This window comes from Aeromonas sp. S13(2024), from assembly GCF_041402405.1.
Classification (GTDB): Bacteria; Pseudomonadota; Gammaproteobacteria; order Enterobacterales; family Aeromonadaceae; genus Aeromonas; species Aeromonas veronii.
Map to the genome: position 1 here is coordinate 120,474 of NZ_JBGLRA010000003.1, position 23,987 is coordinate 144,460.

The window sequence follows — 23,987 nt, forward strand, 5'->3', positions numbered from 1 at the left end:
ACAACTGATGTCGGATGTCATCGCACTGGCCAAGGATCTGATCCGCCGCCCCTCCGTTACCCCCCTCGATGAAGGGTGCCAGACCCTGATGGCGGAGCGCCTCGCCAGGATCGGGTTCGTTATCGAGCCCATGGTGTTTGAGGACACCACCAACCTCTGGGCCCGCCGTGGCAGCGAGGGGCCACTGTTCTGCTTCGCCGGCCACACCGACGTGGTGCCCGCCGGGCCGCTGGACAAATGGCACACACCGCCGTTCGAGCCGACCATCAAGGATGGTGTGCTCTACGGGCGCGGCGCCGCCGACATGAAGGGCTCGCTGGCTTCCATGGTGGTGGCGGTCGAGCGCTTCGTGGCCGAGCATCCGGATCACGCCGGGTCCATCGCCTTTCTCATCACCTCCGATGAGGAGGGGCCCTTTATCAATGGCACCACCCGGGTGATCGACACCCTGGAGGCCCGTAACGAGAAGATCCGCTGGTGCATCGTTGGCGAGCCCTCCTCTACCGCCGTGGTAGGGGATGTGGTGAAGAACGGCCGCCGCGGCTCCATCACCGGCGATCTGCTGGTGCGTGGAGTGCAGGGCCATGTCGCCTATCCCCATCTGGCGGACAACCCCATTCACAAAGCCGCGCCAGCGCTGGCGGAACTCGCCGCCACCGTGTGGGATGAGGGCAACGCCTACTTCCCCCCCACCAGCTTCCAGATCGCTAACATCTCAGCCGGCACCGGCGCCTCCAACGTCATTCCGGGCGAGCTGCAGGTGCAGTTCAACTTCCGCTTCAGTACCGAACTGACCGACATGGATATCCGTGAGCGGGTCGAAGCGCTGCTGGATAAACATGGCCTCGATTATCAGCTGAGCTGGACCCTCTCCGGCCAGCCGTTCCTCACCGACACCGGCGCGCTGCTCGATGCGGCCGTGGCGGCCATCGAGGCAGTGAACGGCCAGCGACCGGCCCTGCTCACCACCGGCGGCACCTCCGACGGGCGCTTTATCGCCCCCACCGGCGCCGAGGTGATTGAGCTCGGTCCCGTCAACGCCACCATTCACAAGGTGAACGAGTGCGTGAAGGCGGACGATCTGGATCTGCTGGCGGACATGTACCAAGGGGTGCTCGAGAGATTGCTGGCATGACGCAGGAACAACTGCTGGGGCTCGACGAGAGCCACCTTATTCTGGTGGGGCGCGGCCCCCATCGTCTGACCGCAGCCACCGCGGCGGCCTTCAACGACATGCAGGTTGCGGCCGCCTATGAGGGGTTCAACCTGCAGGCGGCCTCCAGCTGGCGCAGCTTCGAGCGCCAGCTCGCCATCTGGAATGGCAAGTGGCGCGGCGAGCGGCCGCTGCTCGATGCCAACAGCCAGCCCATCGATGCCCTGCAACTAAGCGAGGTGGAGCGGCTGCACGCCATCCTGCGCTGGAGCGCCCTGCCCGGCACCAGCCGCCACCACTGGGGGACCGATCTCGATATCTACGACCCAGACTGCCTACCCGCCGATACCAAACTGGCGCTGGAGCCGTGGGAGTATGAAGCCGGGGGCTGGTTTGCGGATCTCAGCGTGTGGCTCAGCGATCATATGAGCGACTTCGGCTTCTTCCTCCCTTATGCCAAGCCGGTCGGGGCAGAGAGCGGGGTCGCCTACGAGCCCTGGCATATCAGCTTCTCGCTGGAGTCCGATGAGCAGCGGCTCGATCCCGCGGCACTGGCGCTTTGCCTGCAACAGGCGGATATTGAAGGTAAGTCGACCATATTGGCCAATCTTGATGAAATTTTGGCCCGTTATGTCACCACCTGTCCTGACGAAAGGAAAATCCCATGAATCTCTGGCTGTGGATAGGGTTGCCGCTGCTGTTCCTGCTCGGGCTGTTTCTCAATGCCATCAAAGACATGAAACGGCTGGAGAAGCAGTTGCCCAACTACAAGGACAAGATCCGCGAAGTGAAGGATGACGAGGACGACTGAATCCCGCCCCATCCCGTGGGGAGCGCCCTTATGCTCCCCTCTCCTTCTGCTGTGCCGTTTCGCTTTTCCCCGCCTTATCCTCCCTGCGCATCCTGAAATCGACGCTCCTTTGACTCCGCTTTCGATAACCCCGTCACTGTCAGAATATGGCGCGGCCATGCTGAAAAAAGGGATGAAAAATGTAAGAAAGTGCAAATTGATGCACAAATAAGCCACACAAGGGGGGCCTAACTGCATATAATGTGCCTACTTTGCACATTACCAGGAAGGAGTTCGCCCTTGGATGCCGCTACCATCAACAGTTTCTTTTTTGTCGCTGCCCTGTTGGTGGGAGCCAGCGTACTGTTGAGCGCCCTCTCTTCCCGCCTCGGTATTCCCATTTTGGTTATCTTCCTCGCCGTCGGCATGCTGGCCGGTGAGGATGGCCCAGGTGGTATCCACTTCGCTGACTACTCCATCGCCTATCTGGTAGGCAACCTGGCGCTTGCCATCATCCTGCTCGACGGCGGCATGCGCACCCGGGTCTCCTCGTTCCGGGTGGCACTCTGGCCTGCCCTGTCGCTGGCGACGGTCGGGGTGGCCATCACCACTGGCCTGACGGGGCTTGCCGCCGCCTGGCTGTTTGACCTCAACCTGATGCAGGGGATGCTGATCGGCGCTATTGTCGGCTCCACCGATGCGGCGGCGGTCTTCTCCCTGCTTGGCGGGCGCAGTCTCAACGAGCGGGTGAGCGCCACCCTGGAGATAGAGTCAGGCAGCAACGACCCCATGGCGGTGTTTCTCACCGTCACCCTGATCGAGGTGCTCGCCACCGCCCAGCAAGGGCTGGATGGGGGCTTCCTGCTGCTGCAACTGGTCAAGCAGTTTGGTCTTGGCGCCGGGATTGGCCTTGGCGGCGGCTGGCTGCTGTGGCGCCTTATCAACACCGCCCGTCTGGCGCCGGGACTCTATCCGCTGCTCACCGTCAGCGGCGGCCTGCTGATCTTCGCCCTCACCACGGCGGTCGGTGGCAGCGGTATTCTCGCCATCTATCTCACCGGTCTGTTGCTCGGTAACCTCACCCTGCGCAGCCGCAGCACCACATTGTCGGTGCTGGACGGTCTGACCTGGCTCAGCCAAATCGGCATGTTTCTGGTGCTGGGGCTGCTCGCCTCCCCCCACAAGTTGCTGCCCATCGCCCTGCCCGCGCTGGCGCTGGCGATGTGGATGATCCTGTTTGCCCGCCCGGTGTCGGTCTGGATCGGGCTGTTGCCGTTCAAGAACTTCGCCCCGCGCGAGCGCTGGTTTATCTCCTGGGTCGGTCTGCGCGGCGCCGTGCCCATCATTCTGGCGGTGTTCCCCATGATGGCGGGGCTGCCCAACGCCCAGCTCTACTTCAACGTCGCCTTCTTCGTGGTGCTGGTTTCGCTGATTTTGCAGGGCAGCTCGCTGCCGCTGGCTTCAAAACTGGCGCGGGTGGAGGTGCCGGCACCACCGTCGCCCATCAACCGCTCCGGGCTCGAGATCGATCTCGACAGCCAGTGGGAGACCTTCGTCTACCAGCTTGGGGAAGAGAAGTGGTGCATCGGCTCGCCACTGCGGGATCTGCAGATGCCCACCGGCACCCGGATCTGCGCCCTGTTTCGTGGCCGCGAGCTGCTCCACCCCTCGGGCAGTACCTGTCTGCAGGCTGATGACATCCTCTGCGTGATCGGTCACGAACGTGACCTCCCCGCCCTCGGCCAGCTGTTCAGTCAGGCGCCGGAGCAGGATCTCGGCCCCCGCTTCTTCGGTGACTTCCTGCTGGAGGCGGCGGCACGGCTGGTGGATCTCGCCCCTCTTTACGGGCTGGATGTGAGCGAGGTGGCGGATCAGACACTGGGTGATTTTATTGCCAGTCAGTTGGGCGATAATCTGGTGGTCGGTGACAACATCGAATGGCAGGGCCTGATCTGGACCGTGGCCGAAATGGACGAGAGCGTGCCGGGCAAGATCGGGGTGCGCTTTCAGGAAGAGGACCCGGTCTGACCGACCGACCCGTATCAAGTCCCCAGCAAGAAGGGAGAGTGTTATGCCATATCAAAGTTTGCTGTCCGGCCCCCTGCCCCCCGCTGCCAATCTGGGGGTCATTGAAGGCTTTTTTGGCAAGGGATGGAGCTGGCAGGCCCGCGCCCGCTACGCCCAGTGGCTGCCACGCCACGGCTACGGCTTCTATATCTACGCTCCGAAAGAGGATGGCTATCTGCGCAAGCACTGGGCCCTCCCCTGGCCCGAGCAGCAGCTGGCCGATCTCGCCGAGCTGGCGCGCCAGTGCCGCGCCAACGGGCTCGCCTTCGGGGTGGGCTTGAGCCCCATGGGGGCGCATCACGACTACGAGCGGCAGCGCCCGGCACTGCTTGAAAAAGTGCGCCTCATCGACGAGATGCTCCAACCCGATATTCTGGCGGTGCTGTTTGACGACATGAAGGGGGATACCCCGGACCTGGCCCGTCACCAGCTCACCATCGCCCACGATATCGCGGCCCACAGCAAGGCGACCCGCCTCATCTTCTGCCCCAGCTACTACTCGACCGATCCGGTGCTGGAGAAGGTGTTTGGCACCATGCCTCCCCGCTATCTGGAGGAGCTTGGCGAACAGCTCGACCGCCGTTTCGAGATCTTCTGGACCGGTCCCAAGGTCTGCTCCAGCGAATATCCGGCCAGTCACCTCAAGCAGGTGGCCGAACTGCTCGGCCGCAAGCCCTTCCTGTGGGACAACTACCCGGTTAACGATGGCAGCAAGGCGAGCAGCTACCTGCATCTGCGCGCCTTCGAGAATCGCCCTGCCGAACTGGCGGATCTGGTCTCTGGCCACGCGGTCAACCCGATGAAACAGGCAGCGCTCTCCGCCCTGCCCCTCGCCACCCTGCCGATGAGCTACCGACTCGGCAAGCAGTACGACCCCGACAAGGCGCTGCATGCCGCCCTCAACGCCACCTGCGGCCCGCAGATCTCGGCGATGATCGAGGCAGACCTGCCGCTGTTTCAGGATCTGGGGCTGGCACAGCTCACCCCAGAGCAGATTGCCGCCCTCAAGGCGCGCTATCTGCCGTTTCGTGACCAATCCTGCGTCGACGAAATCGTGCGCTGGCTGGACGGGGAGTATGTGTTCGACCCCGACTGCCTGACCGATTAAACCACCCCTGCGGGGGGCAGAAAGGAGGTTGTATGGATGCACACCTGCTTTACCAGAATCTGGCGGTGATCGCCGCCTTCTTGCTGGTCTACAGCCTGATCGCGGGGCGCTTCGAGTCAAAGCTGGTCAACGGCCCTCTGCTCTTTCTGCTGACCGGCTGGTTGCTGGGGCCGGGAGGGCTGGAGCTGCTCTCCCTCTCTATCGACAGCGCCGGCATCAAGCTGCTGGCCGAGCTGACGCTGGTCATCGTGCTGTTCAACGATGCCGCCAACACCAACTGGCAGGTATTGCTGGCCAACCGCCAACTCCCCATCCGGCTTTTGCTGATTGGCCTGCCCCTCACCCTGCTCTGTGGCGCCCTGTTTGGCCACTGGATCTTCCCCGACCTGCCACTGCTGGAGATGGCCATTCTCTCCACCATTCTTGCCCCCACCGATGCAGCGCTCGGCAAAGCGGTGGTAAGCAACCCCGCAGTGCCGGCACCGGTGCGTGAAGGGCTCAATCAGGAGAGCGGCCTCAACGACGGCATCTGCGTACCTGTGCTGCTTCTGCTGCTGGCCCTTATCGCCCCCACCGAGCAGCACGCAGGCACCGCCACCTTGGCCATCACCCTGATGCTGGAGGAGATCGGTATTGGCCTGCTGGTCGCCTTTGTACTGACCAGCCTCACCATCCGGCTGCTGAAGATCTCCTATCTCAATGGTTGGCAACTGCCACTCTGGCGTCAGCTCACCATGCCGGGGCTGGCCCTGCTCTGCTTTGCGCTGGCCCAGACGCTGGGTGGCAGCGGCTTTATCGCCGCCTTTGTCGGTGGCCTCTTTATCGGCCACCGCCTCGGCGAGCACAAGCACGCCTATATGGACAGCTGCGAAGGCTACGGCGACCTGCTCTCCGTGGTGATCTGGATGGTGTTTGGCGCGACCCTGATGCCCATTCTGCCGGAGCTGCTGCACTGGCAATACTGGCTCTATGCCATTGCCAGCCTCACCCTGCTGCGGATGGTGCCGGTTTGGCTCAGCCTCATCGGTACCGGCCTCAAGCCGGAGCTCAAGCTCTTTATCGGCTGGTTCGGCCCGCGGGGCCTTGCCAGTATCGTCTTTGCGGTGATGGTGCTGCAAAACGAGCCTGCCCTGATTGGCCAGCGCCCCATCATCGCCACCGTGCTCTGCACCATCATATTGAGCGTCATCCTGCACGGCCTCACCGCCAACCCCTGGGTCGAGCGTTTCAAGCCTCGCTGAGCCACCCGGCGCCCATTAAAAATGCCACCGACCGGTGGCATTTTTCTTGTATGGTGCGGGTCACTGACAGCTCTTACCCGAGCGCCAGCCAAACTCCCACCCCCAGCATCAGAGTACCGGCGATGCGGTTCATCAGAGTGACGTTGCCGCTCTTGGCGAGGAAGTGGCGCAGAGTGCGGCCACCGCTGGCGTAGAGCAGCAGGCAGGAGAACTCGATGATCAGGATCAGCGCCACCAGCGCGCTGATCTGCGGCGCCATCGGCTTGTCGGCAGAGATAAAGGGGGGCAGCAGGGAGATCATGAAGGCCCACCCTTTGGGGTTGGCGATGGCGGTGACAAAGCCCTGCAGCGCCAACCCCATGGCGCTGGTCTGTTGACCGGCCGAGAGATCCGCCGGAATGGCCATCTTCCCTTTAGCCTGCCACATCTGGATGCCAAGCCACACCAGATAGGCGCCCCCCACATATTTGAAGGCGGCGAAGATCCCCGGATAGTTGAGCATGATGGCTGCCACCCCGATCACCGACAGCACCGAGACCAGCCCGACCCCGATCAGCTCCCCCCACATCATGTGCAGGGTACGGCGCACCCCCAGGCTCATCCCCAGGGTCATCGACAGGGTCATGCACATGCCGGGGGTCACCGAGACAAAGAAAAAGGTCGGGATAAACAGAGCCAGAATGGCCGGATCGATCCAGCTGGACACAACACACCTCCATATGACGAGAGCGGGAAATCACGAAAACGGGACAGGATTGACACAACTCAGCCAGTTGTACCACATATTCAGGGGATAAAGCGCTCAATCATGCCTAAATGGCTCCTTTCTAACAAGAAAAAACCTTTTCTTCAGCACATTTCAGCAATAAAAGCCTGTGACAGCTCCTGACGTGCATGTGTAAGATGTCGGCTCCTCCAATTCCGGATTAGAGCCATTTATGTCATTGAATAATCTATCAATACGTGTCCAGGTCTTGATACCTTTGCTGCTGGCCAGCCTGCTGATGATGGTGATGATCGCCATCAGCAAACAGGGTCTGGATGAAGCCATCAATGACATAGATGAGACGACCCAGACCGTGGTCCAGCACAAGGACGATATTGCCAAACTGATCCACGCCACCTACCGGCTGCGTACCAGCGCCATCTATGGCCTCTACGATGCCAAGCTGTTTGCCGCTCTGCCCGCAAACCTCAACAGCGCCGAGCAGGAGATCAACGCCATCCTCGGCCGTCTGGTGCTCCCCGGTGCCGAGCAGGATAACCGTCAGGTCGCTGCCGCCCTGCAGGCCTACCTCAGCCATACCCGCAACAACATGCTGCCGCTGCTGGCGCAAAAACATCAGGGTGGCGGCGATCCGGTCGCCTACGAGGCGGCTCGCCTCCATTTCCGTGAGCTGGGTGAACAGCTGATCAAGCAGATCGACAGCATGTCCGCCCACATCAACCAGCTGATCCAGCAAGAGCTGGCCGAAGAGCAGGCCCACTACGACGCCACCCTGCTGCGTACCCTGCTGCTCACCGCCGGTACCCTGCTGGCGGCGCTGATCTGTGGCTGGGTCCTCTCCGGGCGCATCGTCAGCCCCATCGGTCAGTTGCAAGAGGTGATGCACGCCGTGGCGCAAGGGCGCTTCAACGTGCGCGCCAAAGCGGAGGGCAACAACGAACTGACCCGTCTGGCCAAAGATATCAACCTCACCCTTACCCAGCTCGGCAACACCATCGAGAACCTGACCGGGATCAGCAACAGCGTCGCCTCCGCAGCCACCGAGCTGGCCGCCGTGATGACCCAGTCCGAGGCCAATGCAAAGCAGCAGCACAGCGAGATCGAACAGGTCGCCTCCGCCGTGACCGAACTCTCCAGCACCGCTGACAACGTCAACCACAACGCCGCCATCGCCGATGAGCTGGCGCGGGATGCCAATGGCCGGGTCGAACAGGGGCTCGCCCTCTTTACCGAAAGCATCGCCGCCAACAGCCGGATGGCGGGCAGTCTGGAAGATGCCGCCGCCATCGTGGCTCAGCTCAAATCCCAGTCCGAGCAGATCGGCAAGGTAATTGAAGTGATCCAAGGGATCTCCGAGCAGACCAACCTGCTGGCGCTCAATGCCGCCATCGAAGCGGCCCGTGCCGGTGAAACGGGTCGTGGCTTTGCGGTGGTGGCCGACGAGGTAAGAATGCTGGCGGCCCGTACCCAGGACTCCACCAAGGAGATCCAGGCCATCATCGAGCGGCTGCAGAGCCAGTCCCAATCCGCCAACAACGGCGTGCAGGAGACTCTGGAGATCCTCAGCCATAACCAGCGCTTGTCCGCTCAGGTGCAGGACCTGCTGAGCGGCATTACCGGTGCCGTGCGCCAGATTAACGACGCCAACGCCCAGGTCGCCACCGCCGCCGAGGAGCAGTCCTGCGTCACCGCCGACATCAACCGCAACATCACCAATATTCACGAGATCGTGAGCCAGAGCTCCGCCGGCATCAGCCAGAGCGCCAGTGCCAGCAACGAACTCTCCCAGCTCGCCGAGCAGCAACGCAAGCAGCTGGCCCAATTCCAGCTGTAAGCGCACAAAGTGAACCAGACAAAAAGGCCCGCAAGGGCCTTTCTTGTTGGTTAGCTGATACGGTATATGGCTTATACCTGATGGAAGTAAAAAGGCTCCCGCGGGTAATGCCTGTCAGTTAAGCCTGACTGGCATTGTTTTTATTGGCTTTTTGCACTGCATACTTTTGTGGTCTTGCCTTCACACTGCGGGGGTAGCTCCGCTCCCTTCGCTCCGGTAATACAAACTGCCCCGCCTGTTTATCCAGCTCCGCCACCCGCTTCGGGATACTCCCCGGTGACAGCTACGGCATGCAGCTCAGTTCATGGATGAGATAGACCGACGCCATGTGAAAACTCAGCTGACTCGCTGTATATCCCTTCAAGCTCGCCGCCATCTTTACCATCTGGCTGCGCAGCAGGTTGTACGCCAGCAACACACCCCATAGCTCTTGCCGTATTCCCGCCGCCTTCTTGCTGCGCAGGGTCAGCCGGTGCTGTTGCAGGCTGTGCTTCATCTCCCTATAGCCCAGCCCGATTTCCCAACGATGACCATACAAGTCGACGATATCGGCGCCCACAAAGCGCATCGGGTCGACCATCGAGGTCAGCACCTGCTGCTCTTTGCCGTTGATAGTGCGAGTCAGCAAGCGGGCTTCTAGCGTTTCTGGCAGTTGCGGCCACTTCTTCCTCGCCTGTGGGCTGGTCTTGAGATGCACCAGCACATCCTGACGCCCCAGCTTGTGCACCACCTCGTATCGGGTGCCCTTTTTGAGCGGCAGCAACCAGTGCCGCTCAACGCCCGCCCTCTGCCATGCGTGGAGCAGCCGAGGGAGTAAAACCCCTTGTCGAACAGGGTGAGTGAGTGGTCCGGTGTGCGCGCGATGAGTTGCTCGGCCAGTACCATCTCGTTGACGGCGCAGCTCTCCATGACCGCCTGAACAAGCAGGTGACTGGTCAGCTCCATCTGGCAGAGCATGCGCACCTGCAGATAGGCGGTCTCCCCATGCTGGGTACCGGGCTTGGCAAAGGCAGCGGCATTGTCCGGGGTATCAGGCGTGCGCCACATCACGCCATCGACGGCGAGCAGTTGCAGCCCGGCCCAGCCGGGGTGGTTGGCCTGCTGGTGCCAGCGCGAGGCGGTCTCGTGAAACAGCCGCTCGATGCTCTTGTCCCCCAGTTTTTGGCGAGCTTGCAGAAAGGCGCTGGGAGCAACAAAGGGACGGTCGCCGGGCAACAGGATATCGAGCTGATTGACCAGCTGAGTCATGGGAACGTGGCGGAAGATAGCCATGCAGATGATGGCCCAGACCAGACGCTCCATGGGCATGCGGCGACGACGCAGGGTTGCGACGCCCTCTTCGCCGAGCAGGGAAGTGATGAGTTCGGGGGGAATGAGGTCGGAGAGTGACTCAAACTGAGCAGTATTACTGGCGTGGAGGAGGTCGAGAGCCTGGTCGATACGCATAAAAAATCCGAAATCAATCAACAGGTTTCGGATTTTCACACAACAGAAGGATCGGTCAATGGATCCTTAACTGATCGGCATTACCCGCGGGAGCCTTTTTGTTATCTGTGGTTTTATTCGTGCCATCAGCCGTGCAGCAGGGCACCGGCCACCAGTACCGCCATGGTGATGAGAGCCACCCCGATGATAAAGGGCAGCACCCAGCGCACGAAGCGATCGTAGGGGATCTTGGCCAGCGCCAGACCAGCCACCAGATGTGCGGCGGTGGGGGCAAACAGATTGATCCAGCCGGAGGCGGACTGATAGGCGGTGATCACCAGATCCCGCGAGATGCCGGAGAAATCAGCCAGCGGCCCCATCAGCGGCATGGAGACGGTCGCCAGCCCCGAGGTGGAGGGGATGAAGAAGCTCAGGATAATATGCACCAGATAGGCCATCAGGATGAAGACCGACGAGGAGAGTCCGGTCACCAGCCCTTCGGCCCAGCGTAAAATGGTGTCGATGATGACGCCCTGCTCCATCACCACATAGATGCCGCGCGCCACTGCTACCACCAGCGCCACCCCGATAAGATCCCGAGCGCCGCTCAGGAAGGTCGCCACATAGTTGGATTCCGGCATCCGGTTGATCAGCGCGATCAGAATGGAAGCGCTGAAAAACAGAGTCGAGAGCTCGTCAAACCACCAGCCAAAGGTGGGCAGCACGTCGATCCCCAAGTCCGACCAGGGCACCACCGCATAGATCATCAGCAGGAAGGTGCCGAAGAAGACCAGCATGGTGAGCTTCTGCTTGCCGGTGAAGGCAAGGTTGCCGCTCTTCATCTGGGAGAACTCGTCGTCATAGGTGATGTCGGCCAGCACTGAGCGGGATTTGTCCTGTTGAACCTGCTTGGCGTAGCGCATCACGAACCAGGAGGCGAAGATCACCAGCAGCAGCCACTGGATGACCCTAAGGCCAATCCCCTCACCGATGGGGATACCGGCAAAACCGGAGGCGATGCCGGTGGCAAACGGGTTGACGGTAGAGGCGAGCACCCCGACCCCGGAGCCGAGCAGGATGATCCCCGCCGCCACCATGCGATCGAAGCCCGCCGCCATCATCACCGGCACGATCAGTGCCCAGAAGGCTACCGTCTCCTCCGCCATGCCGAAGGTGGAGCCGCCGAGGGCAAACAGGGCGATCAGTACGGGAATAAGCAGCCGCTCACGGCCGGCAAAGCCGCGCACAATGGCCCCCACCCCGGCATCGAGCGCACCGCTTTGCATGGTCACCGCGAGAAAACCACCGATGATGAGCACGAACAGCGCCACGTCGGCCGCCTTGTGAAAGCCCTGAATGGGGGCCTTGAGCACCTCGAATACCCCTTGCGGGTGAGCGGGGAGTTCGGTGTAGCTGCCGGGCACCGGCAACAGCCGCTCGTCGCCGCTGTAATCGGCCACGGCCGCTGCCGCCACCGGCTGCTGGGTCTTGGCGGTGACATAGTCATATTTGCCCGCTGGCAGCACCCAGGTGAGGGCGGCCATCAGGGCGATGATAATAAAAAGCAGGGTATAGACAGTGGGAAGTTGGCGCTTCTTGGGCGCCTCGTTTGGAGTGGTCATAGCTTCCGTACCTCGGCAATGCCGTCTGTGATCCGATCAGCGCAAGACTAGCGGGTTTGATATGGGAAAAAGGTGATCGCTGATAATAAAATTCCGCAAATTAGCGGAATGTTTGCCAAAAAAACAGGGCCCCGCGGGGCCCTGCTTTCACTTGAGTCAGACTCAGAGCTCGACCACGTCGAATTTCACGTCCGGATTTACATCCGCATCGTAATCGACCTCGTCCAGACCAAAACCGAACAGGCGCAGGAACTCCTGCTTGTAGCCGGTGTAATCGGTCAGGTCGGAGAGGTTTTCGCTGGTGATGGATGGCCACAGGTCGCGGCAGGTCTGCTGCACATCTTCGCGCAGTTCCCAGTCATCCATGCGGATGCGAGCCTGCTCGTCCAGCGCCATGTCGGACGCGTAGAGACGGGTGCGCATCATGCGGTCCACCTGCTCCATGCAACCCTCGTGAATGCCCTTCTCCTTCATGATCTTGAAAGCCATGGAGATATAGAGCGGCATCACCGGAATGGCGGAAGAGGCCTGGGTTACCACGGATTTGAGCACGGCCACGTGAGCGGTGCCGCCCTTGGCGGCCAGATCGCCACGGATGGCGGCAGCGGCGCGGTCCAGATCTTCCTTGGCGCGACCCAGAGTGCCATGCCAGTAGATTGGCCAGGTCAGATCGGTACCGATGTAGGAGTAAGCCACGGACTTGGCGCCGTCAGCCAGCACGCCGGCATCACGCAGGGCAGCCATCCACAGCTCCCAATCCTGACCGCCCATCACTGTGATGGTGTTCTGGATCTCTTCCTCGTTCGCCGGCTCGACGGTGGCGGTGATGATCTGGTCCTTGTTGGTATCGATGGCGGTTGTGGTGTAGACCTCACCGATCGGTTTGAGGGCAGAGCGCACCACTTCGCCGGTTTCCGGCATCTTGCGCACCGGAGAGGCCAGGGAGTAGACCACCAGATCAATCTGACCCAGATCCTGCTTGATGAGCTCGATCACCTTGGCGCGGCACTCGTTGGAGAAGGCATCGCCGTTGACGCTCTTGGCGTAGAGGCCCGCCTCTTTGGCTGCCTTGTCGAAGGCTGCAGAGTTGTACCAGCCAGCGGTACCGGTCTTGGACTCGGTGCCCGCCTTTTCAAAGAAGACGCCGAGGGTGGCGGCACCGCTACCGAAGGCAGCCGCAATCCGGGAGGCCAGGCCATAACCGGTGGAAGCGCCGATCACCAGCACCTTCTTGGGACCATTCTCGATGGTGCCCTTGGCCTTGGTATAAGCGATCTGGCGACGAACATTGGCTTCACAACCGACCGGATGAGTGGTGGTGCAGATAAAGCCGCGAACCTTGGGTTTGATGATCATATGGGGTCTCGGATCCGTTTAATGGATGAAATCGGGGCATAAGATACCTCATCTTGCCGCGATAAGGTGCTCTGATGTGTTGAACTGCGGCAAAAATGGGCATCCGAAGGTGGCAATCATGGTCCATGCCATGGTGCCACCTCACGGCAATTAGCAGGCAATGCGGGTGATGTGGCCATCCTGCAGCTTATAGAAGGCATCTTGCGGCAACTCCTGTGACCAGGTCGCCTCATAGTCGAGATCGGCATAGACGCCACGTAGCATGGCACCGAGCAGACCGTGGGAGATGACGATGGCCCGCTCGGCGATGGCAGGATCCTGCAACCATTGGTGTGCCCGGCGCTGAATGCTCTCGAAGCTCTCGGCCCCCGGAGCCTGCAGATACCAGTCCCCCTTGCCGGTATCGAGCTCGGGGTGGGCAAGACGCAGCGCCGGGATCTGGCAGCTCTCCCACTCCCCCATCCCCAGCTCCATCAAGCGATCGTCCCAGACGATGCGATCCGCCGCCAGCCCCAACTGCTCGCACACCAGCAGCGCAGTCTGACGGGCACGCCCGAGCGGGCTGGCATAGACGGTCCAGCGGGCAGGATCCGCCAGTTCGCCAGCAAGGCGCCGCCCCATGGCGATGGCTTGCGCCTCCCCCTTGTCGGTCAGATCGGAGTTGCAACGCCCCTGCAGACGCTGCTCAGCATTGAAGCGGGTCTGGCCATGGCGCAGCAGATAGATGAGTCGAGACATGATTTCTCCAGCACGTTCAGAGAGATAGAAAAACAAAGGGGGGAGATGATAGCAGATGAGCCCGAAGGATGGCCCAAACAGAGAGGCTAAAGCGGGCGTAAAAAACGGGTCAAGGCTGACCCGTTTGCTGCCAATTTGGCCAGAGTGTATCGGCTCAGCCCTTCTTGATCTCCCGCAGATAGCGGTAGATGGAGTGGACCGAGATCCCGAGCTGGCGCGCGGCAATCTGGGCGCTGTCTTTCAGTTCGAAGATCCCCATGTCGTGCAACTGGTTGACGATGACCCGAGTCTTCTGGGACGGAGGCACCGCCTCGTTGCCGCGCACCTCGGCACTGACGGTATCTATGGTGCTGTTGAGCGCTTCGTCGATGTTGCGGGCAAACACCTCCGGGGTGGCATGGCTCTCGTGGGGATGCATGCACTCCGGCATCATGGTGCGCAGCACAGATTGCAACGGGGCATCCATGTCGCTGTTGATGCAAAGCAAGCCGATGGCCCTGTGCTCCCCGTTGCGGATCACGGTAGTGATGGAGCGCAGGGTCTTGCCGGTGGCACACTTGGTCATGTAGGGGCTGGAGATATCCTGCCCGCTCTTGAGCTTCATCATCGCCAGGTTGGTGATGGGAGCGCCGACACTGCGGCCGGTGATATGGCCGTTGGCAATCTTGACGATCGAGGGATTGCGCGCATCCAGACTGTGGAGCAGCACTTCGGTGTGCTGGCCATACATGGCGGCGATGCCATCCACTATGTTCTCCATCGACTTGAGGATCTCAAAATCGCTCGGACTCAACTCTTGCAGCTTCACAATGGGACCTTCTTGCAAGGGTTGCTGCCGGACAATGGGCGCCGGGCAGCAACCGACAGGGACATCAGGCGGACATGATATCAATAATGGTGCTGTCTGTGGCAGACATGCCCTCCTTCACCATCTGGCCGACGTTGCGGATGGTCTGATCCACGTCGCCGGCGACGATCCCCTGCCCCGACACCGAGTGGCTGTTGAGAGCCATCAGGAAGCCGCGCACCGCCGCACCGGAGGAGGTACTCACCTTCATGGCGCAGGAGGCTTTCGCCCCGTCGCACACCATACCGGCACTGTCGCTCAGCACATTCTGGATGGCGAAGCAGGATTGCTCGAAGCTGCCGCCCGCCAGATAGACCATGGCCATGGAGGCAGCCGCGCTGGTCACGGTATTGCCACAGAAGGCCGACAGCGGCGGATAGTGGGACTTGATATAGATGGCGCCCAGATGGCTCATGATGAGGGCGCGAGCCAGCTGCTCTTCGCTGGCCGCAAAGCGCTCGGCAATTACCATCACAGGAATGGTGGCGGCAATGCCCTGGTTGCCGCTGCCAAAGTTGCTCATGGCTGGCAGGGTCGCGCCCCCCATGCGGGCATCGGAGGCAGCCGCCGTCATCATCACGATGCGGTTCATCACATCCTCGCCGATAAGACCGGCATTGATGTTCTGCTGCATGGTGCGCCCGATCTCGAGACCATAGGGGTTGTTCATCCCCTCGGCGGAGAGCTTGCCGTTAAGCTCGGAGGCTTTGAGGATGAACCTGATCTGCTCGAACTCCACCTGGGTGGCGAACTCGTAGATGGCGGCGATGCTGATATCGACGCCATCGCAGATGGAACCGGTGGCGCCGCCCTGGCTCTGATCGGCGGTGAAGGTCACCTCGCCATCGCGGCGCTGCTCGACGATGCGGGTATGACCGCCACACAGGGTCACTTCGGCGCTGTGCTCTTCACCCTTGTCATCAGTGCCATAAACGGTCACGCGGCAGAAGATAAACTCGGGGGCGGCGGTGCGGCTCACCTGCACCTTGCCAGCATCGATCAGCTGCTGGGCACGCTCCACCTGTGCTGGCTGGATCGCGGCCAGCACCTCCAGCCCGGCGTCGGCGTTACCGCCGATGGCTCCGGCCGCAGCCGCAATGGCCAGACCGATCTTGCCGGTGCCCGGCACATAGACACCCATCGAGTTTTTATAGAGATTGTCCGACACTGCAACCTCGAGACGACCGGGCTCACAGCCCAGTTGCCGGGCGGCGACAGCCGCGGCATAGGCGGCGGCGATTGGCTCGGTACAACCCAGCGCTGGTTTGACAACCTGTTGAATAATCTGCAGATACTGCTGCCACGCTTGTTTCATCACTTGAACCTTTTTATCAGCATTAACGAGCGATATGGGCGATCGCTTCCACTTCAACCTTGACGCCCATCGGCAGATCCTTCACTGCGAAGCAGCTGCGCGCCGGACAATCTTTCTGGAAATAGGCTTTATAGACCTCGTTGAACGCGGCAAAATCGCTGATCTCGGCGAGGTAGCAGGTGGTTTTGAGCACGGTATCCAGCGAGCCGCCAGCGGCTTCCAGCACGGATTTCAGGTTTTCCAGTGACTGGCGGGTCTGGGCGGCAATCCCCCCTTCCACCACACCACCCTGCTGCTTGCAAACCGGCAACTGACCGGAAGTAAAGATGAGGTCGCCATAGGCAGTGCCGTGGCTATAGGGACCGATAGCGTCAGGTGCCGCTGCTGCTGTGATGATGCGTTTCATATAGCCACTCCTGTTTGTGCAATTTTTTTTGCAATCATGAATCTCATTCCGCTCAACATTATTTGCTTTTTATTTTATCCATTCAACAAAAAGATACAAAAATGGCGTTTAAAGGCACCTTTCGGCCTCAATATAAACCGTGATCACCATCCTGATTTGAACAAAAGTACTCTTATGGGCATTGTTTATGACAGTTTCACTCAACTATATTTGCGCCGCTTTCCCACATCCCTACAAAAAAGAAGGTTTTAATGGACGCGCATAGCACTACACTCGCCAGCCCCGTGATGGGCACGCTGGAATGGAAAGAAGCGGTTCGCTTCGACAGCACCGACTGGGGCTGGATCATCATGAGCATCGGCATGGCCATCGGCGCAGGGATCGTCTTCCTGCCGGTACAGGTGGGTCTGATGGGCTTGTGGGTCTTTCTGCTCTCGGCGGTGATCGGCTACCCCGCCATGTACATGTTCCAGCGCCTCTTTATCAACACCCTGGCCACTTCGCCGGAGTGCAAGGATTACCCCAGCGTCATCACCGGCTACCTCGGCAAGAACTGGGGTGTGCTGCTCGGCGCGCTCTACTTCGTGATGCTGGTGATCTGGGTCTTCGTCTACTCCACCGCCATCACCAATGACAGCGCCTCCTTCCTGCAGAGCTTCGGCGTCACCGACGGCCTGCTCTCCGAAAACCCGCTCTACGGTCTGGTGCTGATCTGCGGTCTGGTGGCACTGGCCTCGCGCGGCGAGAACCTGCTGTTCAAGATCTCCACCTTTATGGTGCTGACCAAGATCAGCGTGGTGGCGGTGCTCGGCCTGATGATGGTGGACAAGTGGGATGCGGCCAACATCACCGCCATGCCCGCCGCCGGTGACTGGATGAAGGATGCCATCATCATGCTGCCCTTTACCCTCACCTCCATCCTCTTTATCCAGAGCCTGAGCCCCATGGTGATCTCCTACCGCTCGCGGGAAAAGTCGCTGGAAGTGGCCCGCTTCAAGGCGATGCGCGCCATGAATATCGCCTTCGGCATCCTGTTCGTGGTGGTGTTCTTCTACGCGGTCTCCTTCACTCTGGCCATGGGTCACGATCAGGCGGTCAAAGCCTCCGAAGAGAACATCTCCGCACTGGCCATGGTAGCCCAGGGGATGCCCGGCCAGACCCTCAAGCTCCTGAGCCTCACCCTCAACATCTTTGCGGTAATGACCGCCTACTTCGGCGTTTACCTCGGTTTCCGTGAAGCCTGTCAGGGGCTGGCAATGAACCTGCTGCGCCGGGTGCTGCCGGAAAACCGCATCAACAAAGGATTGGTGGGTAAGGGCATCATGGTGTTTACCGTCATGCTCTCCTGGGGGGCCATCGTGCTCAACGCACCGGTACTGAGCTTCACCTCCATCTGCAGCCCCATCTTCGGCATGGTGGGTTGCCTCATCCCGGCTTATCTGGTCTATCAGGTACCGGCGCTGCACAAGTACAAGGGCACCTCCCTCTACATCATCATCGTCACTGGCCTGCTGCTCTGTGTCTCGCCCTTCCTGGCGTTCAACTGATCGGTGTCCCCTTATCGACCGCGGGTCACCTTCGGGTGGCCCGTTTTCTATTGGTGCGGCTGACGGCGCCCCCGCCCGGAAGTAAAAAGCCAAGGGGATCACAACTTGCAACCGGCCATCACCCAAGGGAGGCCGCTCGGAGTACTATTCAGGCAACACGAATCACGCCCGCACTCAGGTATCGAGGCTTAACATGAAATGGATTTTCAACCCCGCCATCCGGCTGGGCAACCAGCTCTCCTTCAAATACAAATTCCTGCTCTGGTCCTGCCTGATGCTGCTGCCACTAGCCTACAGCATGGCCAATCTGCTGGGGCGACTGCAGGATGACAACGTCCAGGCCAACCGCGAGCTGGCGGGATTGGTCAATCTCACCCCCGTGCCTGCTATCGAGCAAGCCCTGCTCACCCATCGCAATCTGGTAACCCGTCACGCCTATGAAGTGGATCCGGTCGGTGATGATCAGGTCAAGGCAGCCGCACAAACAGTTGCTCAGAGCCTGCAAGCCTTTGCTGACACCCGCCAGAACACCCCCTCCTTTGAGGTGATCCAGCAGGGCTGGGCCGCCCTGCAGAGTGAAGCGGGCAAGCTGGAAGTGGAGCAGAGCAACCTGCGCCACGACAAGCTGCTGACCGAGGTGCGCCACCTCTACAAGCACATTACTGCCAGTAGCAGCCTGATCCAGGATCCGGCGCTCGGTACCTACTACATGGTGATCCTCGCCAGCGAGCGGTTGCCGCAGCTGCGCGACCTGCTGGCTCAGGTGCGGGATCGCGCCGCCACCATCGCCGATTTCGGCCTGTTTCAGGCCGAGGGCTACAGCGGCCTGCGTTTTCGTCTAGACCTTATCAGCGCCACTCTGCAAGAGCTGGAGGCCGATCTGACCCTGCTCTACCAGATTCAACCCGCCTACCGCGCCGAGCTGGGTCAGCAGACCGATGCTCTGATACAGCTGGTGCGTCAGGGGGTCGAGACCATGGAAAACAAGATGATGAAGGATCAGCTGGTGCAGCTCTCCACCAAGGAGGTGCAGGCACTGGGGGATAAGATGGACGAGGCCATCACCGCGCTGGCAGGCGAGGTGCGCCAGCGGCTGGAGGCCGACCTGCATCAACGGCTGGCCGCCAACCAGCGCCACTTCTGGTGGGTCACAGCGCCGCTGACCGCCAGCTTGCTGCTCTACCTCTACCTGATGATCGGTGCCTATCTCTCCCTGCGCGACACCGTGGGGCGGGTGCGTGATATTGCCGCCCGAGTCAACGCCCAGGACCTCAGCCAGCATATCGAGATCGTCGGTCAGGACGAGCTGGCCGCCATCAGCCGGGATTACAACGTGACCCTGGAGACCCTGCGCACCCTGATGCTGCGAGTGCGGGAAAATGGCGTCACAGTAGTGGAGAGCGCCACCGAGATCGAAGCGCGCACCTGCCGCTCGCAGGAGGTCATTGCCGATCAGCAAGGGGAGACCCATCAGGTCGCCACCGCCATCAAGGAGCTGGCCGCCACCTCACAAGACATGGCAGGCAACGCTCTGCAAGCCGCCCGCATGACCCAGGAGGCGCAGAACGTGGTCGGTCAGGGCGAGGATGTGGTGGAGCGCACCATCAAGGCCATCGACCATATCAACCGCGAAGTGCTGCGCACCGCCGACACCATAGGCCTACTGGAGCAGCAGTGCAGCCAGATTGGCGGCGTCATCAGCGTGATCCGTAGCATCGCCGAACAGACCAACCTGCTGGCCCTCAACGCTGCCATCGAAGCGGCCCGGGCCGGTGAGCAGGGTCGCGGCTTTGCGGTGGTGGCCGACGAGGTGCGGTCTCTTGCCAACCGCACCCAGGGGGCCACCGTCGAGATCCAGCAGATGATTGAACAGCTGCAATCCGGCGCCCGCGCCTCGGTCACCGCCATGTCGGCGGCCAGCCATGAAGCGCAGGAGGGGGTCGGGCTGGCGCAGGAGGCAAAACAGGCTTTCGGCGCCATCACCGAGAAGGTGGATCGAATGGTCGATACCAACGCCATCATCGCCAGCGCCATCGAGCAGCAGGGCGCCGTGGTCAACGAGATCGAACGCAACGTGGTGCGCATCTCCGATGGCAGTGACGAGGCGCTGCAAGTGGCCAACGCCGCCCGCGATGCCGCCCGCCAGATCCACCAGCTCACCGAACAGCTGCGCGCCATGATACAGAGCTTCGTGCTGTAACAGATCGCTGACAAGCCGGGCTCAACGTGAGCCCGGCATTATCCCGGTCTCGCCCTTGCCCACAACATCTCGGTTGCTCGGATCATCCAGAAAATCTCTGCGGCCCACTTGCCGGGTAAACGCCAACAAAGTAGTCTCGAACGAAAACAAAATGCGGCATTCCCGACACGCACTGTCTGCGACGTCGAGGCAAGCAAGCCGCCTGCGAGCCACAGATTAAACCCAGCGTCACGTCATTTATCACCCGCTTCAAGCGAGGATTTACCCATGGCCAGATACCAGTTTTTTACCATTCCGGCGTCCAATCGGCAGCAATACACCTTTATCGACATGGCATCTCCGACTTTTCTGAGTGAAAAGGCGGCACTGCTGACCCAAGGATTCGAGGTGGAGGAGGACTTTATTGACGCGACCAGTCCACGGGAGGCCGTCGAGAAGTACCAGTCCAATTTTCTCTATGTGGCGGACGAGATTGGCAAGTCTGATAGCAGCTATGCCGCGGCCGTCGCCATGCTGGAGATTGGCAAGGGGTTATTGGGCAATAAAACCCGCTGAGATAAGGTACAACGGTGAAGAGTGGTGGCCATCGTGGCAACGCGCCCGATGGCCATATGGCAAGACATCAATTCGGTGATTTAGAAGCGTCCCAGCTGCTGGAGCATCTCGATCAGCTCCTCTTCGCTGCTCGGCTCATAGGCCAGCTGAAGGCTCGGCGCAGCGCCTCCCATCAGCATGTAGACGTTGGTGCTGCAGTGGTCGTAGTGATACCACTTACCGTCGATACAGACGTCGGTATAGCATCTCGGGTCCCTTTTCAGTTCCATATGTATATCCTTTTGTTACATCCCATCAACATCACTCCTGACCGTAAGACAACCCGCTGCGACCTATCTTGATACAGATCAAGATGTGCAACGGCTGTGCTCCTGAGGGCGCAATGCCTGCTGTTTTCCTCCCGGATGGCGTTGTGTAGCGCAAGTCCCCCCTTTCTTCTCTTCCCTGACTTGAGCCTGACTACACTTAGCCCTGTCGACCCACACCACCATCTGGAGTCATACCGATGAAACCGAGGCTTTCCACCCCCACGATTTTCTCGCTCTTGCTCTGTGGCGCACTGCTTGTGCAGCCTGCACTTGTGCAGTCGGCCAAGGCCGCCATCGACCCCAAGCCTGCCAGTGAATTTACCATCAAGGCAAACCAGCAGGTGCTCAATACCCTGCCCTTCAATGACAAGCAGGATTTCGAGGATGCCCAGCGTGGCTTTATCGCCAAACCAGAGACCCTGATCATCAAGGATGACAAGGGCAACGTGGTGTGGGATCTGGAGCAGTACAAGACCTACATCAGCCTCGACAAGACCGCGCCGGACAGCGTCAACCCCAGCCTGTGGCGCAATGCCCAGCTCAACATGCAGTACGGCTTGTTCAAGGTCACCGACAAGATTTACCAAATTCGCGGCTTTGATCTCTCCAACATCACCTTTATCGAAGGCAACAAGGGCTGGGTGGTGTTCGATCCGCTGATCTCCCCGCAAACCGCCAAGGCGGCGCTGGCCTTCATCAACAAGACCCAAGGGGAGCGCCCGGTCACCGCGGTGGTCTACAGCCACTCCCACGTGGATCACTACGGCGGTGCCGCCGGTCTGTTCAACTCGCTGGACGAGGTGAAAAAGAACGACGTCGAGATCATCGCGCCTGAAGGATTTACCGAACACGCGGTGTCGGAGAACGTCATCGCCGGCAATGCCATGGCTCGCCGCGCCGTCTACATGTACGGCGCCCTGCTGCCGCGTAACCCGCAGGGGGGCGTCAATGGCGGTCTGGGGCAAACCACTTCCACCGGCGTGCCCTCGCTGCTGCTGCCAACCCGATTTATCACCAAAACCGGTGAGACGCTGACGGTCGATGGCGTCAAGATGGTCTTCCAGATGACCCCGGGCACCGAAGCCCCGGCCGAGATGAACACCTGGTTCCCGGACAGCAAAGCATTGTGGATGGCCGAAAACACCACCAACACCATGCACAACATCCTCACCCTGCGCGGCGCCCAGGTGCGCGATGCGCTGAAGTGGGCCAGCTTTCTCAACGAGACCATCGAAACCTAGGGTGATCAGGCCGAGGTCAAGTTCCAGAGTCACCACTGGCCACGCTGGGGCAATGCCAATATCGTCGACTACTTCAAGAAGCAGCGTGACCTCTACAAATACATCCACGACCAGTCGGTGCGCCTGATGAACATGGGCTACACCGGCGAGGAGATCTCCGAGCAGATCACCCTCCCCCCCGAGCTCAACGACTTCTGGCCGAACCGCGGTTACTACGGCACCCTGCGCCACAACAGCCGCGCCATCTATCAGCGCTATATGGGCTGGTACTCCGGCAACCCCTCCGATCTCGACAACCTGCCCCCAGAAATGGTCGGCCCCAAATATATCGAGTTCATGGGGGGCGAGCAGGAGGTACTGAAAAAAGCCAAGGCCTCGTTCGACAAGGGGGAATATCGCTGGGTAGCAGAAGTGCTCAAACATCTGGTGTTTGCCAACCCGAACAACACAGAGGGCAAGCTGCTGCTGGCAGATACACTGGAGCAGCTGGGCTATCAGGCTGAATCCGGCCCGTGGCGCTCCGTCTATCTGCAAGGCGCCTATGAGCTGCGCAATGGCGTTCCTAATGTTGGCGGAACAGTCACCGCCTCACCGGACACCATCCGGGCCATGAGCCCCAGCATGCTGTTTGACTATCTCTCGGTGCGCATTAATCCCGAGAAAGCGGCGGGCAAGAAGATGGTCATCAACATGGCATTCACCGACATAGAGGAGAAACATACCCTGAGTCTGGAGAACTCGGTGCTCAACCACACAACCCGCTATGCCGCCAAGCCTGATGTGACCATTACCCTGAGCAAGAAGACGCTGGATGATATCCAGCTCGGTCAGGGCACCATGGAGCAGAAGATCGCCAACGGCGAGATCAAGATCGAGGGTGATCAGCAGACGTTCAGCGACTTCGTCACGCTGCTCGACAAGTTCAACTTCTGGTTCAACATAGTGACGCCATGATGCAACGCACCTTGCGCGCATGCATGGTCCTGCTCTGCCTCATCCCCAGAATGGGGCAGAGCTGTGGTTATGATGCCCTTTATCCCAATCCGTTCGAACAGAGCTGGCCGGGGACGGTCAATATTGCCATGGCGACGGCGACTGCGGTGAGCCGTGAGCAGTTACCCCCCTTGGCAGCCCTGACAGGCGAAGCCGGCTTCTCCCGTAGCCAGGCATGGCTCCAAACCCTCAAAAGTCGACTCCAGCAGGCAGGGGTAGGCGGCGGGATCTCCATCCTGCTTATCGACTCAGGACTCTGGTCCAGAGTACGAGGCAAGGAGTCCCTACTGCTCCAGTTACACACCAGCGGCCCAAACCCCAAAGACCGGGTGATGCTGCTGAGTGAAGCCGCCATCAACGCCATGTTGAATGGGTCGCTCACCATCGAGCAGGGACTGCAATTGGGTATTGTGGAGCTGCAAAGAGACGACAATCAGCAGTTGCAGCGGGATCTGCACAAGGCGCTGAGCTCGCAGACCTGACCACCACAGGAGAAACAGATAGGACAAAGGGA

19 protein-coding genes and 2 pseudogenes are annotated in these 23,987 nt (G+C 60.4%); 12 read left to right on the plus strand and 9 right to left on the minus strand.

Annotation, left to right across the window (positions count from 1 at the left end; all coding sequences use genetic code 11):
• The first annotated feature begins 7 nt into the window (after positions 1-7).
• The 6 genes from dapE to ACB042_RS06310 all read left to right on the plus strand — a co-directional run bounded on the left by dapE (position 8) and on the right by ACB042_RS06310 (position 6,359).
• Positions 8-1,135, plus strand: coding sequence for a succinyl-diaminopimelate desuccinylase (dapE, locus tag ACB042_RS06285; protein ID WP_371178062.1), 1,128 nt, complete (start codon positions 8-10; stop codon positions 1,133-1,135).
• On the plus strand, positions 1,132-1,821 hold the full coding sequence (locus tag ACB042_RS06290) for a M15 family metallopeptidase (protein WP_371178063.1): 690 nt from the start codon (positions 1,132-1,134) through the stop codon (positions 1,819-1,821). Before dapE ends, ACB042_RS06290 begins: the two co-directional genes overlap by 4 nt.
• A complete protein-coding gene (locus ACB042_RS06295) occupies positions 1,818-1,964 on the plus strand; it encodes a hypothetical protein (RefSeq protein ID WP_005337933.1) in 147 nt (48 codons plus the stop codon). The genes ACB042_RS06290 and ACB042_RS06295 overlap by 4 nt, the downstream gene beginning before the upstream one ends.
• Before the next feature lie 279 nt (positions 1,965-2,243).
• Positions 2,244-3,971, plus strand: coding sequence for a potassium/proton antiporter (locus ACB042_RS06300; protein ID WP_279489399.1), 1,728 nt, complete (start codon positions 2,244-2,246; stop codon positions 3,969-3,971).
• A gap of 43 nt (positions 3,972-4,014) precedes the next feature.
• A complete protein-coding gene (locus ACB042_RS06305; RefSeq protein ID WP_371178064.1) occupies positions 4,015-5,118 on the plus strand; it encodes a beta-N-acetylglucosaminidase domain-containing protein in 1,104 nt (367 codons plus the stop codon).
• Between the two features lie 32 nt (positions 5,119-5,150).
• Positions 5,151-6,359, plus strand: a complete 1,209-nt coding sequence (locus ACB042_RS06310) for a sodium:proton antiporter (protein ID WP_005350441.1) — start codon at positions 5,151-5,153, stop codon at positions 6,357-6,359.
• Between the two features lie 73 nt (positions 6,360-6,432).
• Here the strand turns inward: ACB042_RS06310 and ACB042_RS06315 are convergent, their stop codons facing one another.
• The gene (locus ACB042_RS06315; protein WP_042080279.1) at positions 6,433-7,065 is read right to left on the minus strand and encodes a LysE family translocator; all 633 of its coding nucleotides are present in this window, start codon (positions 7,063-7,065) and stop codon (positions 6,433-6,435) included.
• A gap of 232 nt (positions 7,066-7,297) precedes the next feature.
• On the opposite strand from ACB042_RS06315, the gene ACB042_RS06320 reads away from it, so the two are divergent.
• Entirely contained in the window at positions 7,298-8,920 is a 1,623-nt protein-coding gene (locus ACB042_RS06320; protein ID WP_371178065.1) for a methyl-accepting chemotaxis protein, read from the plus strand.
• A 118-nt stretch (positions 8,921-9,038) separates the two neighbouring features.
• On the opposite strand, the pseudogene ACB042_RS06325 reads toward ACB042_RS06320, so the two are convergent.
• From ACB042_RS06325 to ACB042_RS06355, 7 genes and pseudogenes are all read right to left on the minus strand, one after another.
• Positions 9,039-10,366, minus strand: a pseudogene (locus ACB042_RS06325) (IS4 family transposase).
• A 125-nt stretch (positions 10,367-10,491) separates the two neighbouring features.
• A complete protein-coding gene (locus ACB042_RS06330; RefSeq protein ID WP_371178066.1) occupies positions 10,492-11,967 on the minus strand; it encodes a YfcC family protein in 1,476 nt (491 codons plus the stop codon).
• Positions 11,968-12,129: 162 nt separating this feature from the next.
• Positions 12,130-13,323 carry an enoyl-ACP reductase FabV gene (gene fabV, locus ACB042_RS06335; protein WP_304520705.1) on the minus strand — a complete coding sequence of 398 codons (1,194 nt, stop codon included), beginning with the start codon at positions 13,321-13,323 and terminating at the stop codon, positions 12,130-12,132.
• A gap of 150 nt (positions 13,324-13,473) precedes the next feature.
• Positions 13,474-14,061: a histidine phosphatase family protein gene (locus ACB042_RS06340; RefSeq protein ID WP_371178067.1), complete on the minus strand. Its 588-nt coding sequence runs from the start codon at positions 14,059-14,061 to the stop codon at positions 13,474-13,476.
• Between the two features lie 154 nt (positions 14,062-14,215).
• The gene (locus ACB042_RS06345; RefSeq protein WP_005334376.1) at positions 14,216-14,869 is read right to left on the minus strand and encodes a transcriptional regulator; all 654 of its coding nucleotides are present in this window, start codon (positions 14,867-14,869) and stop codon (positions 14,216-14,218) included.
• A gap of 64 nt (positions 14,870-14,933) precedes the next feature.
• Positions 14,934-16,223, minus strand: coding sequence for a serine dehydratase subunit alpha family protein (locus ACB042_RS06350; RefSeq protein WP_236340597.1), 1,290 nt, complete (start codon positions 16,221-16,223; stop codon positions 14,934-14,936).
• Between the two features lie 22 nt (positions 16,224-16,245).
• On the minus strand, positions 16,246-16,629 hold the full coding sequence (locus tag ACB042_RS06355; RefSeq protein ID WP_005344164.1) for a Rid family detoxifying hydrolase: 384 nt from the start codon (positions 16,627-16,629) through the stop codon (positions 16,246-16,248).
• Between the two features lie 251 nt (positions 16,630-16,880).
• Between ACB042_RS06355 and ACB042_RS06360 the strand changes: the two genes are divergently transcribed.
• From ACB042_RS06360 to ACB042_RS06370, 3 genes are all read left to right on the plus strand, one after another.
• Positions 16,881-18,176, plus strand: a complete 1,296-nt coding sequence (locus ACB042_RS06360; protein ID WP_021229327.1) for an amino acid permease — start codon at positions 16,881-16,883, stop codon at positions 18,174-18,176.
• A gap of 193 nt (positions 18,177-18,369) precedes the next feature.
• Positions 18,370-20,376 (plus strand): methyl-accepting chemotaxis protein, encoded by a 2,007-nt coding sequence (locus ACB042_RS06365; protein ID WP_371178068.1) that lies wholly within the window; start codon positions 18,370-18,372, stop codon positions 20,374-20,376.
• 267 nt (positions 20,377-20,643) lie between these two features.
• Entirely contained in the window at positions 20,644-20,931 is a 288-nt protein-coding gene (locus tag ACB042_RS06370; RefSeq protein WP_021229329.1) for a hypothetical protein, read from the plus strand.
• An 80-nt stretch (positions 20,932-21,011) separates the two neighbouring features.
• On the opposite strand, the gene ACB042_RS06375 is transcribed toward ACB042_RS06370, so the two are convergent.
• A complete protein-coding gene (locus tag ACB042_RS06375) occupies positions 21,012-21,200 on the minus strand; it encodes a hypothetical protein (RefSeq protein WP_005334402.1) in 189 nt (62 codons plus the stop codon).
• Between the two features lie 236 nt (positions 21,201-21,436).
• On the opposite strand from ACB042_RS06375, the pseudogene ACB042_RS06380 reads away from it, so the two are divergent.
• Both ACB042_RS06380 and ACB042_RS06385 read left to right on the plus strand, forming a co-directional pair.
• A pseudogene (locus tag ACB042_RS06380) lies at positions 21,437-23,434 on the plus strand (alkyl/aryl-sulfatase).
• The gene (locus tag ACB042_RS06385; protein ID WP_371178069.1) at positions 23,431-23,955 is read left to right on the plus strand and encodes a hypothetical protein; all 525 of its coding nucleotides are present in this window, start codon (positions 23,431-23,433) and stop codon (positions 23,953-23,955) included. The pseudogene ACB042_RS06380 and the gene ACB042_RS06385 overlap by 4 nt, the downstream one beginning before the upstream one ends.
• Positions 23,956-23,987 lie beyond the last annotated feature (32 nt).

Coding starts and splice junctions, on each gene's coding strand:
- dapE (WP_371178062.1), top strand. CDS start 8: ATGTCGGATGTCATCGCACTGGCCAAGGATCTGATCCGCCGCCCCTCC.
- ACB042_RS06290 (WP_371178063.1), top strand. CDS start 1,132: ATGACGCAGGAACAACTGCTGGGGCTCGACGAGAGCCACCTTATTCTG.
- ACB042_RS06295 (WP_005337933.1), top strand. CDS start 1,818: ATGAATCTCTGGCTGTGGATAGGGTTGCCGCTGCTGTTCCTGCTCGGG.
- ACB042_RS06305 (WP_371178064.1), top strand. CDS start 4,015: ATGCCATATCAAAGTTTGCTGTCCGGCCCCCTGCCCCCCGCTGCCAAT.
- ACB042_RS06310 (WP_005350441.1), top strand. CDS start 5,151: ATGGATGCACACCTGCTTTACCAGAATCTGGCGGTGATCGCCGCCTTC.
- ACB042_RS06320 (WP_371178065.1), top strand. CDS start 7,298: ATGTCATTGAATAATCTATCAATACGTGTCCAGGTCTTGATACCTTTG.
- ACB042_RS06330 (WP_371178066.1), bottom strand. CDS start 11,967: ATGACCACTCCAAACGAGGCGCCCAAGAAGCGCCAACTTCCCACTGTC.
- fabV (WP_304520705.1), bottom strand. CDS start 13,323: ATGATCATCAAACCCAAGGTTCGCGGCTTTATCTGCACCACCACTCAT.
- ACB042_RS06340 (WP_371178067.1), bottom strand. CDS start 14,061: ATGTCTCGACTCATCTATCTGCTGCGCCATGGCCAGACCCGCTTCAAT.
- ACB042_RS06350 (WP_236340597.1), bottom strand. CDS start 16,223: ATGAAACAAGCGTGGCAGCAGTATCTGCAGATTATTCAACAGGTTGTC.
- ACB042_RS06355 (WP_005344164.1), bottom strand. CDS start 16,629: ATGAAACGCATCATCACAGCAGCAGCGGCACCTGACGCTATCGGTCCC.
- ACB042_RS06360 (WP_021229327.1), top strand. CDS start 16,881: ATGGACGCGCATAGCACTACACTCGCCAGCCCCGTGATGGGCACGCTG.
- ACB042_RS06365 (WP_371178068.1), top strand. CDS start 18,370: ATGAAATGGATTTTCAACCCCGCCATCCGGCTGGGCAACCAGCTCTCC.
- ACB042_RS06370 (WP_021229329.1), top strand. CDS start 20,644: ATGGCCAGATACCAGTTTTTTACCATTCCGGCGTCCAATCGGCAGCAA.
- ACB042_RS06375 (WP_005334402.1), bottom strand. CDS start 21,200: ATGGAACTGAAAAGGGACCCGAGATGCTATACCGACGTCTGTATCGAC.
- ACB042_RS06385 (WP_371178069.1), top strand. CDS start 23,431: ATGATGCAACGCACCTTGCGCGCATGCATGGTCCTGCTCTGCCTCATC.